At 69.1% G+C, this 12,309-nt stretch carries 11 protein-coding genes; 9 read left to right on the forward strand and 2 right to left on the reverse strand.

Annotated features, from left to right (window positions below; genetic code table 11):
• Positions 1 to 102: 102 nt before the first annotated feature.
• Entirely contained in the window at positions 103 to 1,077 is a 975-nt protein-coding gene (locus ACQZOG_RS07860; protein ID WP_033272940.1) for a carbohydrate kinase family protein, read from the forward strand.
• A 6-nt stretch (positions 1,078 to 1,083) separates the two neighbouring features.
• On the opposite strand, the gene ACQZOG_RS07865 is transcribed toward ACQZOG_RS07860, so the two are convergent.
• Positions 1,084 to 2,472: a cysteine desulfurase/sulfurtransferase TusA family protein gene (locus ACQZOG_RS07865; protein ID WP_430741402.1), complete on the reverse strand. Its 1,389-nt coding sequence runs from the start codon at positions 2,470 to 2,472 to the stop codon at positions 1,084 to 1,086.
• Positions 2,473 to 2,735: 263 nt separating this feature from the next.
• Between ACQZOG_RS07865 and ctaC the strand changes: the two genes are divergently transcribed.
• From ctaC to ACQZOG_RS07885, 4 genes are all read left to right on the forward strand, one after another.
• Positions 2,736 to 3,728 (forward strand): aa3-type cytochrome oxidase subunit II, encoded by a 993-nt coding sequence (gene ctaC / locus ACQZOG_RS07870; RefSeq protein ID WP_286159535.1) that lies wholly within the window; start codon positions 2,736 to 2,738, stop codon positions 3,726 to 3,728.
• Entirely contained in the window at positions 3,725 to 5,461 is a 1,737-nt protein-coding gene (gene ctaD / locus ACQZOG_RS07875) for an aa3-type cytochrome oxidase subunit I (protein WP_033272941.1), read from the forward strand. The genes ctaC and ctaD overlap by 4 nt, the downstream gene beginning before the upstream one ends.
• Positions 5,458 to 5,856 carry a cytochrome c oxidase subunit 4 gene (locus ACQZOG_RS07880; protein ID WP_033272942.1) on the forward strand — a complete coding sequence of 133 codons (399 nt, stop codon included), beginning with the start codon at positions 5,458 to 5,460 and terminating at the stop codon, positions 5,854 to 5,856. Before ctaD ends, ACQZOG_RS07880 begins: the two co-directional genes overlap by 4 nt.
• A gap of 130 nt (positions 5,857 to 5,986) precedes the next feature.
• The gene (locus ACQZOG_RS07885; RefSeq protein WP_430741403.1) at positions 5,987 to 7,273 is read left to right on the forward strand and encodes an Ig-like domain-containing protein; all 1,287 of its coding nucleotides are present in this window, start codon (positions 5,987 to 5,989) and stop codon (positions 7,271 to 7,273) included.
• A 74-nt stretch (positions 7,274 to 7,347) separates the two neighbouring features.
• On the opposite strand, the gene ACQZOG_RS07890 is transcribed toward ACQZOG_RS07885, so the two are convergent.
• Positions 7,348 to 7,749: a response regulator transcription factor gene (locus tag ACQZOG_RS07890; RefSeq protein WP_033272944.1), complete on the reverse strand. Its 402-nt coding sequence runs from the start codon at positions 7,747 to 7,749 to the stop codon at positions 7,348 to 7,350.
• A 215-nt stretch (positions 7,750 to 7,964) separates the two neighbouring features.
• On the opposite strand from ACQZOG_RS07890, the gene ctaE reads away from it, so the two are divergent.
• The 4 genes from ctaE (at position 7,965) to qcrB (ending at position 12,159) form a co-directional block, all read left to right on the forward strand.
• Positions 7,965 to 8,576: an aa3-type cytochrome oxidase subunit III gene (ctaE, locus tag ACQZOG_RS07895; RefSeq protein WP_031019600.1), complete on the forward strand. Its 612-nt coding sequence runs from the start codon at positions 7,965 to 7,967 to the stop codon at positions 8,574 to 8,576.
• Between the two features lie 81 nt (positions 8,577 to 8,657).
• Positions 8,658 to 9,470 carry a cytochrome bc1 complex diheme cytochrome c subunit gene (gene qcrC / locus ACQZOG_RS07900; RefSeq protein WP_033272945.1) on the forward strand — a complete coding sequence of 271 codons (813 nt, stop codon included), beginning with the start codon at positions 8,658 to 8,660 and terminating at the stop codon, positions 9,468 to 9,470.
• A complete protein-coding gene (gene qcrA, locus ACQZOG_RS07905) occupies positions 9,467 to 10,525 on the forward strand; it encodes a cytochrome bc1 complex Rieske iron-sulfur subunit (RefSeq protein WP_033272946.1) in 1,059 nt (352 codons plus the stop codon). Before qcrC ends, qcrA begins: the two co-directional genes overlap by 4 nt.
• Positions 10,522 to 12,159, forward strand: coding sequence for a cytochrome bc1 complex cytochrome b subunit (qcrB, locus tag ACQZOG_RS07910; protein ID WP_033272947.1), 1,638 nt, complete (start codon positions 10,522 to 10,524; stop codon positions 12,157 to 12,159). Before qcrA ends, qcrB begins: the two co-directional genes overlap by 4 nt.
• The last annotated feature ends 150 nt before the right edge of the window (positions 12,160 to 12,309 follow it).

The following is a 12,309-nucleotide window of genomic DNA, read 5'->3' on the forward strand; positions in this document are numbered from 1 at the left end:
GCGAAGAAAGAGCTACTATCGGGTAGTTTCGGCTGCTTCTACGGGCCGTTCCCACCCGGTAGCGTGAAGTGTCAAACCCCCTCCCTCAGGAGAATCCACGCCGTGCGCATCGCAGTCACCGGCTCCATCGCCACCGACCACCTCATGACCTTCCCCGGCCGGTTCGCCGACCAGCTCGTCGCGGACCAGCTGCACACGGTCTCGCTGTCCTTCCTGGTCGACAACCTCGACGTGCGTCGCGGCGGGGTGGCCGCGAACATCGCCTTCGGCATGGGGCAGCTCGGCACCCGCCCGATCCTGGTCGGCGCGGCCGGCTTCGACTTCGACGAGTACCGCGCCTGGCTGGAGCGGCACGGCGTCGACACCGACTCCGTCCGTATCTCGGACACGCTGCACACCGCCCGCTTCGTGTGCACCACGGACTCCGACCACAACCAGATCGGTTCCTTCTACACGGGCGCGATGAGCGAGGCCCGCCTGATCGAGCTGAAGACCGTCGCCGACCGCGTGGGCGGCCTCGACCTGGTGTCCATCGGCGCCGACGACCCGGAGGCGATGCTGCGGCACACCGAGGAGTGCCGCTCGCGGGGCATCCCGTTCGCCGCCGACTTCTCCCAGCAGATCGCCCGCATGGACGGCGAGGAGATCCGGATACTGCTGGAGGGGGCCACGTACCTCTTCTCCAACGAGTACGAGAAGGGCCTCATCGAGACCAAGACCGGCTGGACCGACGAGGAGATCCTCGCCAAGGTCGGCCACCGCGTCACCACCCTCGGCGCCCGCGGCGTCCGCATCGAGCGGGCCGGCGAGGAGACCATCGAGGTCGCCTGCCCCGACGAGGAGCGCAAGGCCGACCCGACCGGCGTCGGCGACGCCTTCCGCGCCGGCTTCCTGTCCGGCCTGGCGTGGGGCGTCCCTCTGGAGCGCGCCGCGCAGGTCGGCTGCATGCTGGCGACCCTCGTCATCGAGACCGTCGGCACCCAGGAGTACCAGCTGCGCCGCGGTCACTTCATGGAGCGCTTCACCAAGGCCTACGGCGACGACGCCGCCACCGAGGTGCGCGCGCACCTGAGCTGACCCCGCTCACGACAGCCGGCGGACCACATAGGCCGCGCCCCGGTCCGCCGGCTGCTCGCCGACGTACTCCTGGCCGCGCATCTCGCACCACGCGGGGATGTCGAGCCGGGCCGCCTCGTCGTCGGCGAGGACCCGCACCAGGCCGCCCACCGGCACGTCGCCGATCACCTTGGCCAGCTCGATCACCGGGATCGGGCAGCGCCGCCCCAGCGCGTCCACCACCAGCGCCTCGTCCCGCTCCCCGGTGACGCTCGCCGTCCGGGACACCGGCGCGCCCAGCTTCTCCCGCACCCCGGCGACCACCCCCGGCAGCACGTCGAGGAAGCGCTCCACGTCCCGCTCCTCCGTGCCCGGCGGCAGCGAGACCCGGACGTTGCCCTCGCTGAGCACCCCCATCGCCCTCAGCACATGGCTGGGCGTCAGCGTGGAGCTGGTGCAGGACGAGCCGGACGACACGGAGAAGCCGGCCCGGTCCAGCTCGTGCAGCACGGTCTCCCCGTCGACATAGAGACACGAGAAGGTGACCACGCCCGGCAGCCGCCGCTCCGGGTCCCCGACCACCTCCACGTCCGGCACCAGCTCCGGCACCCGCGCCCGGATCCGGTCCGTCAGTTCCCGCAGCCTGGCGGCCTCCTGGGCGGCCTCCGCGCGCACCGCCCGCAGTGACGCCGCCGCGGCCACGATCGCCGGGAGGTTCTCGAACCCGGGCACCCGCCCCGACTCCCGCTCGTCCCGCGGACCCTGGGGCGCGAACCGCACCCCCTTGCGCACGGCCAGCAGACCCACCCCCGACGGCCCGCCCCACTTGTGGGCGCTCGCCGCGAGCAGCGACCAGCCGCCCTCCACCGGACCCCAGCCCAGCGACTGCGCCGCGTCCACCAGCAGCGGCACCCCGGCGGCCCGGCACGCCTCGGCCGCCTCGGCCACCGGCTGGAGGGTGCCCACCTCGTGGTTGGCGGACTGCAGACAGGCCAGCGCGGTGTCCGGCCGCAGCGCCCCGGCGAACTCGGACAGGCGTACGGCACCCGAGCGGTCCACCGCCACCTCGGTGACCGTGCCGCCGCCGTCCCGGTGAACTTCCGCCGCATGCAACACAGAAGAGTGTTCGACCGCTGACACGATCAGGTGATGCCCGGTACGCCGTCTGCCTGCCAGCGCCCCCGCGATCCCGGTGTGCACCGCGGCGGTCCCGGACGGGGTGAACACGAGCTCGTCGGGCCGACAGCCCACGGCCTCCGCGGCCGCCTCCCGGGCGGCGTCGAGCAACAGCCGCGCCCGCCGCCCCTCCTTGTACAACCGCGCCGGATCCGCCCACCCTTCGTCCAGCGACGCCAGCAGAGCCTGACGGGCAACAGGGTGGAGGGGAGCCGCGGAGGCGGCATCGAAGTAGGACATACGCCAACGTTAGAACCCGGGCAACCGCACCATCCCCAGGGGCGCGGGGAACTGCGCGACCGGCCCCGACGCACCCGCAGCCGCCAAACCGGCGAACGCCCCGACCCACTAGGCACCCCTCCCCGCGACCCCTCGAAGAGCGTCGGCTAGGGTTTGGTCCGCATAAACATCCAAACCCCTGCCCGACGCAGGGCGGCGACCGACCAGCGAGAAGGCCAGGCCGCAGCCGAACAGCGCGGGCGAGACTCTCGGGAAGGCGCTACGTGAGTCCCAACGGCTCCGACCTCCCCCACGGCCTGGAAGGCGTGGGCGGTACCCCCAAGCCGCGGCGCCCGATGCGGCGGAAGCTGCTGCAGGCACTGACCGCGGGCCTGGTCCTGGCGACCGCCACCGGTTGCACATGGGAGGACTTCCCCCGCCTTGGCATGCCCACCCCCACGACGGAAGAGGCTCCGCGGATCCTCTCCCTGTGGCAGGGGTCCTGGGCGGCCGCGCTCGCCGTCGGCGTGCTGGTGTGGGGCCTGATCCTGTGGAGTGCTTTCTTCCACCGGCGCAGCCGCACCAAGGTCGAGGTACCTCCGCAGACCCGGTACAACATGCCCATCGAGGCGTTGTACACGGTGGTCCCCCTCATCATCGTCTCGGTGTTCTTCTACTTCACCGCGCGCGACGAATCCGAGGTGCTGAAGCTCGAGAAGAAGCCCGACGTCACGGTCAACGTGGTCGGCTTCCAGTGGAGCTGGTGCTTCAACTACGTCGAGAACGTCGAGGGTTCCACGGGCGACGCCAAGACGTCCAAGGAACTCGACGCGATTCCGGACCGCTACAAGGAGGCCTTCCCGGCCGACGCCGGCGGTGTCCACGACTGCGGCATCCCCGGAACCCGGAACCCGCAGACCAACAACCCGGGCCCCACCCTGTGGCTGCCCGAGGGCAAGCGGGTCCGCTTCGTGCTGACCTCGCGTGATGTCATCCACTCCTTCTGGGTGGTGCCGTTCCTGATGAAGCAGGACGTCATCCCGGGCCACACCAACGCCTTCGAGGTGACCCCCAACCGTGAGGGCACCTTCCTCGGCAAGTGCGCCGAGCTCTGCGGCGTCGACCACTCCCGGATGCTGTTCAACGTGAAGGTCGTCTCCCCCGAGCGGTACGAGCAGCACCTGAAGGACCTCGCGAAGAAGGGGCAGCAGGGCTACGTGCCCGCGGGCATCGAGCAGTCCGGCCCCGAGAAGAACCGGGAGTCGAACATCCTGTGAGCATCCTCAACGAACCCAAGGGTGCCGCGGCAGCTGGGTCCCACTACGAGGACGAACTGCCGGTCAGGCGCCAGAACCGTGGCAGTGTCGTGGTCAAGTGGCTGACGACCACGGACCACAAGACGATCGGCACGATGTACCTCGTGACGTCGTTCGTCTTCTTCGTCATCGGCGGCGTGATGGCCCTGGTGATGCGCGCCGAGCTGGCCCGCCCGGGCCTGCAGATCGTGTCGAACGAGCAGTTCAACCAGGCGTTCACGATGCACGGCACGATCATGCTGCTGATGTTCGCGACGCCGCTGTTCGCCGGCTTCGCGAACTGGATCATGCCGCTGCAGATCGGCGCGCCCGACGTGGCGTTCCCGCGGCTGAACATGTTCGCCTACTGGCTCTACTCGTTCGGCTCGCTCATCGCGGTCGGCGGCTTCCTGACGCCGGACGGCGCCGCCAGCTTCGGCTGGTTCGCCTACTCGCCGCTGTCGGACGCGGTCCGCTCGCCGGGCATCGGCTCCGACATGTGGATCATGGGCCTCGCCCTCTCCGGGTTCGGCACCATCCTCGGCGCGGTCAACTTCATCACCACCATCATCTGCATGCGCGCCCCCGGCATGACGATGTTCCGCATGCCGATCTTCACCTGGAACGTGCTGCTCACCGGTGTGCTGGTGCTGCTCGCCTTCCCGGTGCTGGCCGCCGCGCTGTTCGCCCTGGAGGCGGACCGCAAGTTCGGGGCGCACATCTTCGACTCGACGAACGGCGGAGCGCTGCTCTGGCAGCACCTCTTCTGGTTCTTCGGTCACCCCGAGGTGTACATCATCGCGCTGCCGTTCTTCGGCATCGTCTCCGAGATCATCCCGGTGTTCTCCCGCAAGCCGATGTTCGGCTACATGGGTCTCATCGGCGCGACCATCGCGATCGCGGGTCTGTCGGTGACGGTGTGGGCGCACCACATGTACGTCACGGGCGGTGTGCTGCTGCCGTTCTTCTCCTTCATGACCTTCCTGATCGCGGTCCCGACCGGTGTGAAGTTCTTCAACTGGATCGGCACCATGTGGAAGGGCAGCCTGTCCTTCGAGACACCGATGCTGTGGACGCTGGGCTTCCTCATCACGTTCACCTTCGGCGGTCTGACCGGCGTCATCCTGGCGTCGCCGCCGCTGGACTTCCACGTCTCCGACTCCTACTTCGTGGTGGCGCACTTCCACTACGTGGTCTTCGGCACCGTGGTGTTCGCGATGTTCGCCGGCTTCCACTTCTGGTGGCCGAAGTTCACCGGCAAGATGCTCGACGAGCGGCTCGGCAAGATCACCTTCTGGACGCTGTTCATCGGCTTCCACGGCACCTTCCTGGTCCAGCACTGGCTGGGCGTCGAGGGCATGCCGCGCCGGTACGCGGACTACCTGGCCGCGGACGGCTTCACCGCCCTGAACACGGTCTCGACGATCGCGTCGTTCCTCCTCGGCATGTCGCTGCTGCCGTTCTTCTACAACGTGTGGAAGACCGCCAAGTACGGCAAGCCGGTCGAGGTCGACGACCCGTGGGGCTACGGCCGCTCCCTCGAGTGGGCGACCTCCTGCCCGCCGCCCCGGCACAACTTCCTCACCCTGCCGCGGATCCGCAGTGAATCCCCGGCGTTCGACCTGCACCACCCGGAGATCGCCGCGCTCGACGAGCTCGAGAACGCCGGTCACGGCGAGAAGGCCCTCTCCGGCGGCAAGGAGGCCGGCAAGTGAAGATCCAGGGCAAGATGTTCATGTGGCTGAGCCTCTTCTTCCTGGCCATGGCCGTGGTCTACGGCCTGTGGTCGAAGGAGCCGGTCGGCACCACTGCCCTCGTCCTGTCCTTCGGCCTGAGCATCATGATCGGCTTCTACCTGGGCTTCACCGCCCGGCGGGTCGACGTGGGCGCCCAGGACAACAAGGAGGCGGACGTCGCCGACGACGCCGGCGAGGTCGGGTTCTTCAGCCCGCACAGCTGGCAGCCCCTGGTCCTGGCCGCGGGCGGCGCCTTCGCCTTCGCGGGCGTGGCGATCGGCTGGTGGCTGATGTACTTCTCCGCGCCGCTGCTGCTCTTCGGTCTGTGGGGCTGGGTCTTCGAGTACTACCGCGGTGAGAACCGCACCCAGTAACACGCCGCACGGCACCCGGGAGCCCGGACACTCCGTCAGGAGGGTCCGGGCTCCCGCTGTTGCCGCATCCGCCTCACCCGTTCGGGCCGCCCGGTGAGCCGGGACGCGCCCGGCTCCCTAGCGTGAGGCCATGAGAGACACAGAGTCCCCCCGCACCGGCCTCCGCGGCACGCGGGCCCGCCTCGCCGGCTGCGCGCTGCTGGTGGCGGCCCTCGGCGCGGGCGTCACCGGCTGCTCCTCAGACGGCAGCCCGCTGTCCGCCGAGCCGTACGACGCGGCGGACCAGATCTCCTTCGGCGGCTCCCTCGACGAGGGGAAGTCCGCCGACCCCGACAAGCCCCTCGAGATCACCGCCGAGGACTCCGACGGGCGCATCACCGACGTCGTCGCCGTGGACGCCTCCGGACGGCACCTGGCGGGCGAACTGGCCGCCGACGGCAGCCGCTGGCACAGCACCACCCCGCTGGCCGCCTCCGCGCAGTACACGGTCCGCGTGAGCACCGAGGACGAGGACGGCAGGCCCGGCCGCAAGGTCCTCACCTTCACCACCGGCAAGCCCGGCGCCGCCAAACGCCTGGGCATCACCTTCGGCCCCGAGGCGGGCACCTACGGCGTCGGACAGCCGCTCGTCGCGGAGCTGAGCGAGCCCGTGCAGGACCCGGCGCAGCGGGCGGTGGTGGAACGCGGTCTGAAGGTCGACTCCACCCCCTCCGTCACCGGTGCCTGGTACTGGGTCGACGACAAGAAGCTGCACTTCCGGCCCAAGGACTACTGGCCGGCCGACGCCACCGTCCGGGTGCGCAGCAACCTGGAGGGCATCAAGGTCGGCGACCGGCTGCGCGGCGACGCGGCCAAGCCGCTCACCATCCGTACCGGTGACCGGGTGATAGCTGTCACGGACGCGGCCGCGCACCTGCTGACGGTCCACAAGAACGGCGAGGAGATCAAGCAGATCCCCGTCACCACCGGCAAGCCCGGCTTCGAGACCCGCAACGGCGTCAAGGTGGTGCTCGCCAAGGAACGCTTCGTACGCATGCGCAGCACCACCGTCGGCATCGCCGAGGGCTCCGCCGAGTCGTACGACCTGGACGTGCACTTCGCGACGCGGGTCACCTGGAGCGGCGAGTACGTGCACGCCGCCCCCTGGTCGGTCGGCTCGCAGGGCTACGCCAACGTCAGCCACGGCTGCGTCGGGATGAGCACGGCCGACGCCGAGTGGTTCTTCGACACCTTCCGCCAGGGCGACCTCGTGGAGGTCGTGAACTCGGAGGGCGACGTCATGGAGCCGTTCGGCAACGGCTTCGGCGACTGGAACCTGAACTGGGACAAGTGGCGTGAGGGCAGCGCCCTCACGGGCAGCGGGAAGACCCTCGAGACCGCCCAGCAGGTGGCGCGGCTGCGGCCCGCGGCCGCGTGAGCACCACAGGGCCGCCGCGCACGCCCACGGGCGGGCCGGCGGCCCCGTCGGCCGTCAGGGCAGGCGCGGAGGCCTCAGGCGCCCGCCAGCGCCTTCCGGCGCAGCAGCGAGGCCAGGGCGTCCGCGAACTCCACCGGCTCCACCGGAAGCGTCACCGCCGCCTCCGCGCGGCTCCAGGTCGCCAGCCAGGCGTCCTGCGGGCGGCCCATCAGCAGCAGCACCGGCGGGCAGTTGAAGATCTCGTCCTTGATCTGCCGGCACAGCCCCATGCCGCCCATCGGCACGGCCTCGCCGTCCAGGACGCACACGTCGATGCCGCCCCGGTCCAGCTCCGTGAGCACGGCCGCCGGCGTCGCGCACTCCACGAACTCCACGACGGGCACGTCCGGTGCCGGCCGCCGCCCCGTGGCGAGCCGCACCTGCTCCCGGGTGTTGGCGTCGTCGCTGTAGACCAGCACCGTGGCGGTCGCCTGCATTGTTCCTCCACGCGTAAGAGAGAGGGCACGGCTCTGTCGGGAACTTCGGGTACCGATGGCGCGGATGCTACCCCCTCGGACCGCCCGTCAACACCGGTTCGGACACGGCTTCGAAAGGGGCTCCCATGGGCCATACGGGCAGTCCAGGAGGGGCGAACACACCGAACGGCACCCCCGGGAGTGAGGGCGGGATAAGCGACCGACATAATGTCGGCGTGGCGACAGCAACGACAGTAGACACCGGGCACGCGCACCCGTCGGTCAACCGACCGAACCTCACCAGCGTCGGAACCATCATCTGGCTGAGTTCCGAGCTGATGTTCTTCGCGGCCCTCTTCGCGATGTACTTCACCCTGCGATCGGTGACCGGACCCGACTTCTGGTCGGAGAAGGCCGACCTGCTGAACTTCCCGTTCTCGGCGACGAACACCACGATCCTGGTGCTCTCCTCGCTCACCTGCCAGCTCGGCGTCTTCGCCGCCGAGCGCGGTGACGTGAAGAAGCTCCGGATGTGGTTCATCGTCACCTTCATCATGGGCGCGGTGTTCATCGGCGGCCAGGTCTTCGAGTACACCGAGCTGGTCAAGCACGAGGGCCTGTCCCTCTCCTCCGACCCGTACGGCTCGGCCTTCTACCTGACCACCGGCTTCCACGGCCTGCACGTGACGGGCGGCCTGATCGCCTTCCTGCTGGTCCTGGGCCGGACCTACGCGGCCCGGAGGTTCACACACGAGCAGGCGACCGCGGCCATCGTCGTGTCCTACTACTGGCACTTCGTCGATGTCGTCTGGATCGGCCTCTTCGCCACGATCTACATGATCAAGTAGGCGGGCCCTCATCCGCGCGCGCTGACCACAGCGCACCCAACAGAAGCATCGACGCAGAAGATCCTGACACCGGGGTAATCCGTGAAAAAGCTCTCCGCACGACGACGCCATCCGCTGGCGGCGCTCGTCGTCCTACTCCTCGCGCTGGCATGCACCGGGGGGCTGTACGCCGTGTTCGCACCCGCGGACAAGGCGCAGGCCGACGAAACCGCCCAGTCCCTCACCATCGAGGAGGGCAAGAAGCTTTACACCGTCGGCTGCGCGAGCTGCCACGGCACCGGCGGTCAGGGCACGTCCGACGGCCCGAGCCTGGTGGGCGTGGGCGCCGCGGCGGTCGACTTCCAGGTGAGCACCGGCCGTATGCCGGCCGCCACCTCGCAGGGCGCGCAGATCCCGCGCAAGAAGAACATCTACTCCCAGGCCGAGATCGACCAGCTGGCGGCGTACATCGCCTCCCTGGGCGCCGGCCCGGCCGTCCCGACCGAGGAGCAGTACGGCCCCGAAGGCGCCGACGCGGCCAAGGGCGGCGAGCTGTTCCGCAACAACTGCGCGCAGTGCCACAACTTCACCGGCAAGGGCGGTGCGCTCACGCACGGCAAGTACGCCCCGAGCCTGGAGGGCGTCGCGCCCAAGCACATCTACGAGGCCATGCTCACCGGCCCGCAGAACATGCCCTCCTTCCCCGACACCACGCTGTCGGAGCAGAACAAGAAGGACGTCATCGCGTACCTGAACGCGGTCAACGGCGAGGAGACCGAGAGCCCCGGCGGCCTGTCGCTGGGCGGGCTCGGCCCCGTCTCCGAGGGTCTGTTCGCCTGGGTCTTCGGACTCGGTGCGCTGATCGCGGTCGCCGTCTGGGTCGCCGCTCGGACCGCAAAGGCCAAGAAGTCATGAGTAGCCAAGACATTCCCGAAGAGAACCTGCCCGCAGCGCAGGACACCAGCCACGGCGCGGTGAAGCTCGCGGACGAGCAGAACCCGTTCGCCGACCCGGGCCTCCCGCCCCACGAGCCGCGGGTGCAGGACATCGACGAGCGGGCCGCCAAGCGGTCCGAGCGTACGGTCGCCCTGCTGTTCACGGTGTCGATGCTGGCCACCGTCGGCTTCATCGCCTCGTACGTGACCATCCCGGTCGACAAGTCGGTCTTCATCTGGCCGATCGGTCACATCAGCGCGCTGAACTTCGCGCTGGGCATGACGCTCGGCCTCGCCCTGTTCTGCATCGGCGCCGGCGCGGTCCACTGGGCCCGCACGCTGATGTCGGACCACGAGCTGGCCGACGAGCGTCACCCGATCGAGGCCGCTCCCGACGTCCGCGCGAAGGTCATGGACGACTTCCGCCAGGGCGCCAAGGAGTCGGCGCTCGGCCGCCGGAAGCTGATCCGCAACACCATGTTCGGCGCGCTGGCCCTGTTCCCGCTCTCCGGCGTGGTCCTGCTGCGCGACCTCGGCCCGCTGCCCGGCACGAAGCTGCGCCACACCCTGTGGTCCAAGGGCAAGCTGCTCGTCAACATGAACACCAACGAGCCGCTGCGTCCGTCGGACCTGATCGTGGGCTCGCTGACCTTCGCCAAGCCCGAGGGCCTGGAGGAGCACGACCACGGTTTCCAGACCGAGATCGCCAAGGCCGCCCTGATGCTGGTCCGCATCCAGCCGGACGACATCAAGGACAAGCGCTCGCTGGAGTGGTCGCACGAGGGGATCCTCGCCTACTCGAAGATCTGCACCCACGTCGGTTGCCCGATCTCCCTGTACGAGCAGCAGACGCACCACGCGCTCTGCCCCTGCCACCAGTCCACCTTCGACCTCTCCGACGGCGCCAAGGTGATCTTCGGTCCCGCCGGTCACCCGCTGCCGCAGCTGCGCATCGGCGTGAACGACGAGGGTTACCTCGAAGCGCTCGGCGACTTCGACGAGCCCGTCGGCCCTGCCTTCTGGGAGCGCGGATGAGTACTACGACGACACCCGAGTCCCGCGCACGCGGGAAGGCACCGGCCGGCGAACGCGTCGCCGACTGGGCCGACGGCCGGCTGGGGATCTACTCCCTGGCCAAGGCCAACATGCGCAAGATCTTCCCCGACCACTGGTCGTTCATGCTGGGTGAGATCTGCCTGTACAGCTTCATCATCATCATCCTCACGGGTGTGTACCTGACCCTGTTCTTCCACCCGTCGATGAACGAGGTGGAGTACCACGGCAGCTACGTCCCGCTGCAGGGCCAGCTGATGAGTGAGGCGTACAAGTCGACGCTGGACATCAGCTTCGACGTCCGTGGCGGTCTGCTCATCCGGCAGATCCACCACTGGGCCGCGCTGATCTTCGTCGCCGGCATGTTCGTGCACATGATGCGCGTGTTCTTCACCGGCGCGTTCCGCAAGCCGCGTGAGATCAACTGGCTGTTCGGCTTCCTGCTGCTCGTCCTGGGCATGTTCACCGGTTTCACCGGCTACTCGCTCCCGGACGACCTGCTCTCCGGCACCGGTATCCGCTTCATGGAGGGTGCGATCCTGTCCGTGCCGATCGTCGGCACGTACATCTCGTTCTTCCTCTTCGGCGGCGAGTTCCCCGGCGACGACTTCGTGGCGCGGTTCTTCTCGATCCACGTCCTGCTGCTGCCGGGCATCATGCTCGGCCTCGTGGTGGCGCACCTGATCCTGGTCTTCTACCACAAGCACACGCAGTTCCCCGGCCCCGGGAAGACCAACAAGAACGTGGTCGGCATGCCGCTGCTGCCGGTGTACATGGCCAAGGCCGGAGGCTTCTTCTTCCTGGTCTTCGGTGTGCTCGCGGCCGTCGCCGCGATCGCCACGGTCAACCCGATCTGGTCCATCGGCCCCTACCGGCCCGACATGGTCTCCACCGGCGCCCAGCCCGACTGGTACATGGGCTTCTCCGAGGGCCTGATCCGTGTCATGCCGGGCTGGGAGATCAACTTCTGGGGTCACACGCTCGTCCTGGGCGTGTTCATCCCGCTGCTGATCTTCCCGCTGGTCCTGGCCGCCATCGCCGTGTACCCGTTCATCGAGTCCTGGGTCACCGGCGACAAGCGCGAGCACCACATCCTGGACCGCCCGCGCAACGCCCCGACCCGCACCGCGTTCGGCGTCGCCTGGATGACGCTGTACTTCGTGCTCCTCGTCGGCGGCGGCAACGACATCTGGGCCACGCACTTCCACCTGTCGATCAACGCCATCACCTGGTTCGTCCGGATCGCGTTCTTCGTCGCCCCGGTCGTGGCGTTCATCGTCACCAAGCGGATCTGCCTCGGCCTCCAGCGCCGGGACAAGGAGAAGGTGCTGCACGGCCGCGAGTCGGGCATCATCAAGCGCCTGCCGCACGGTGAGTTCATCGAGGTCCACGAGCCGCTCAGCCAGGAGCAGCTGTACACCCTCACCGCGCACGAGCAGCCCAAGCCGCTCGAGCTCGGCCCGGAGGTCGACGAGAACGGCGTCCGGCGCAAGGTGAAGGCCGGCGAGAAGCTGCGCGCGAAGCTCAGCAAGGGCTTCTACGGCGAGGAGTCGCAGATTCCGAAGCCGACCGTCGAGGAGTACAAGGAGATCACGAGCGGCCACGGCCACCACTGATCCCCGGAGCTTCTCCACACGTCGCCACACGACAGCGAAGGGCCCCCGTCCGTTCTGCGGACGGGGGCCCTTCGCCGTGCCCGCGGCTGGATAGGGTGGGTGCGGGACCCGTCCGGTCCCGAGGACCCGCTACGACCGTCAGGAGCGACC

The organism is Streptomyces sp. P13-3-3 (assembly GCF_050571355.1).
GTDB lineage: Bacteria > Actinomycetota > Actinomycetes > Streptomycetales > Streptomycetaceae > Streptomyces > Streptomyces althioticus.

What these genes read in the sequence shown, in the direction of transcription:
- ACQZOG_RS07865 (WP_430741402.1), bottom strand. Translation starts at nt 2,472, where the DNA reads ATGTCCTACTTCGATGCCGCCTCCGCGGCTCCCCTCCACCCTGTTGCC.
- ACQZOG_RS07885 (WP_430741403.1), top strand. Translation starts at nt 5,987, where the DNA reads ATGAGAGACACAGAGTCCCCCCGCACCGGCCTCCGCGGCACGCGGGCC.
- ACQZOG_RS07890 (WP_033272944.1), bottom strand. Translation starts at nt 7,749, where the DNA reads ATGCAGGCGACCGCCACGGTGCTGGTCTACAGCGACGACGCCAACACC.
- qcrA (WP_033272946.1), top strand. Translation starts at nt 9,467, where the DNA reads ATGAGTAGCCAAGACATTCCCGAAGAGAACCTGCCCGCAGCGCAGGAC.
- qcrB (WP_033272947.1), top strand. Translation starts at nt 10,522, where the DNA reads ATGAGTACTACGACGACACCCGAGTCCCGCGCACGCGGGAAGGCACCG.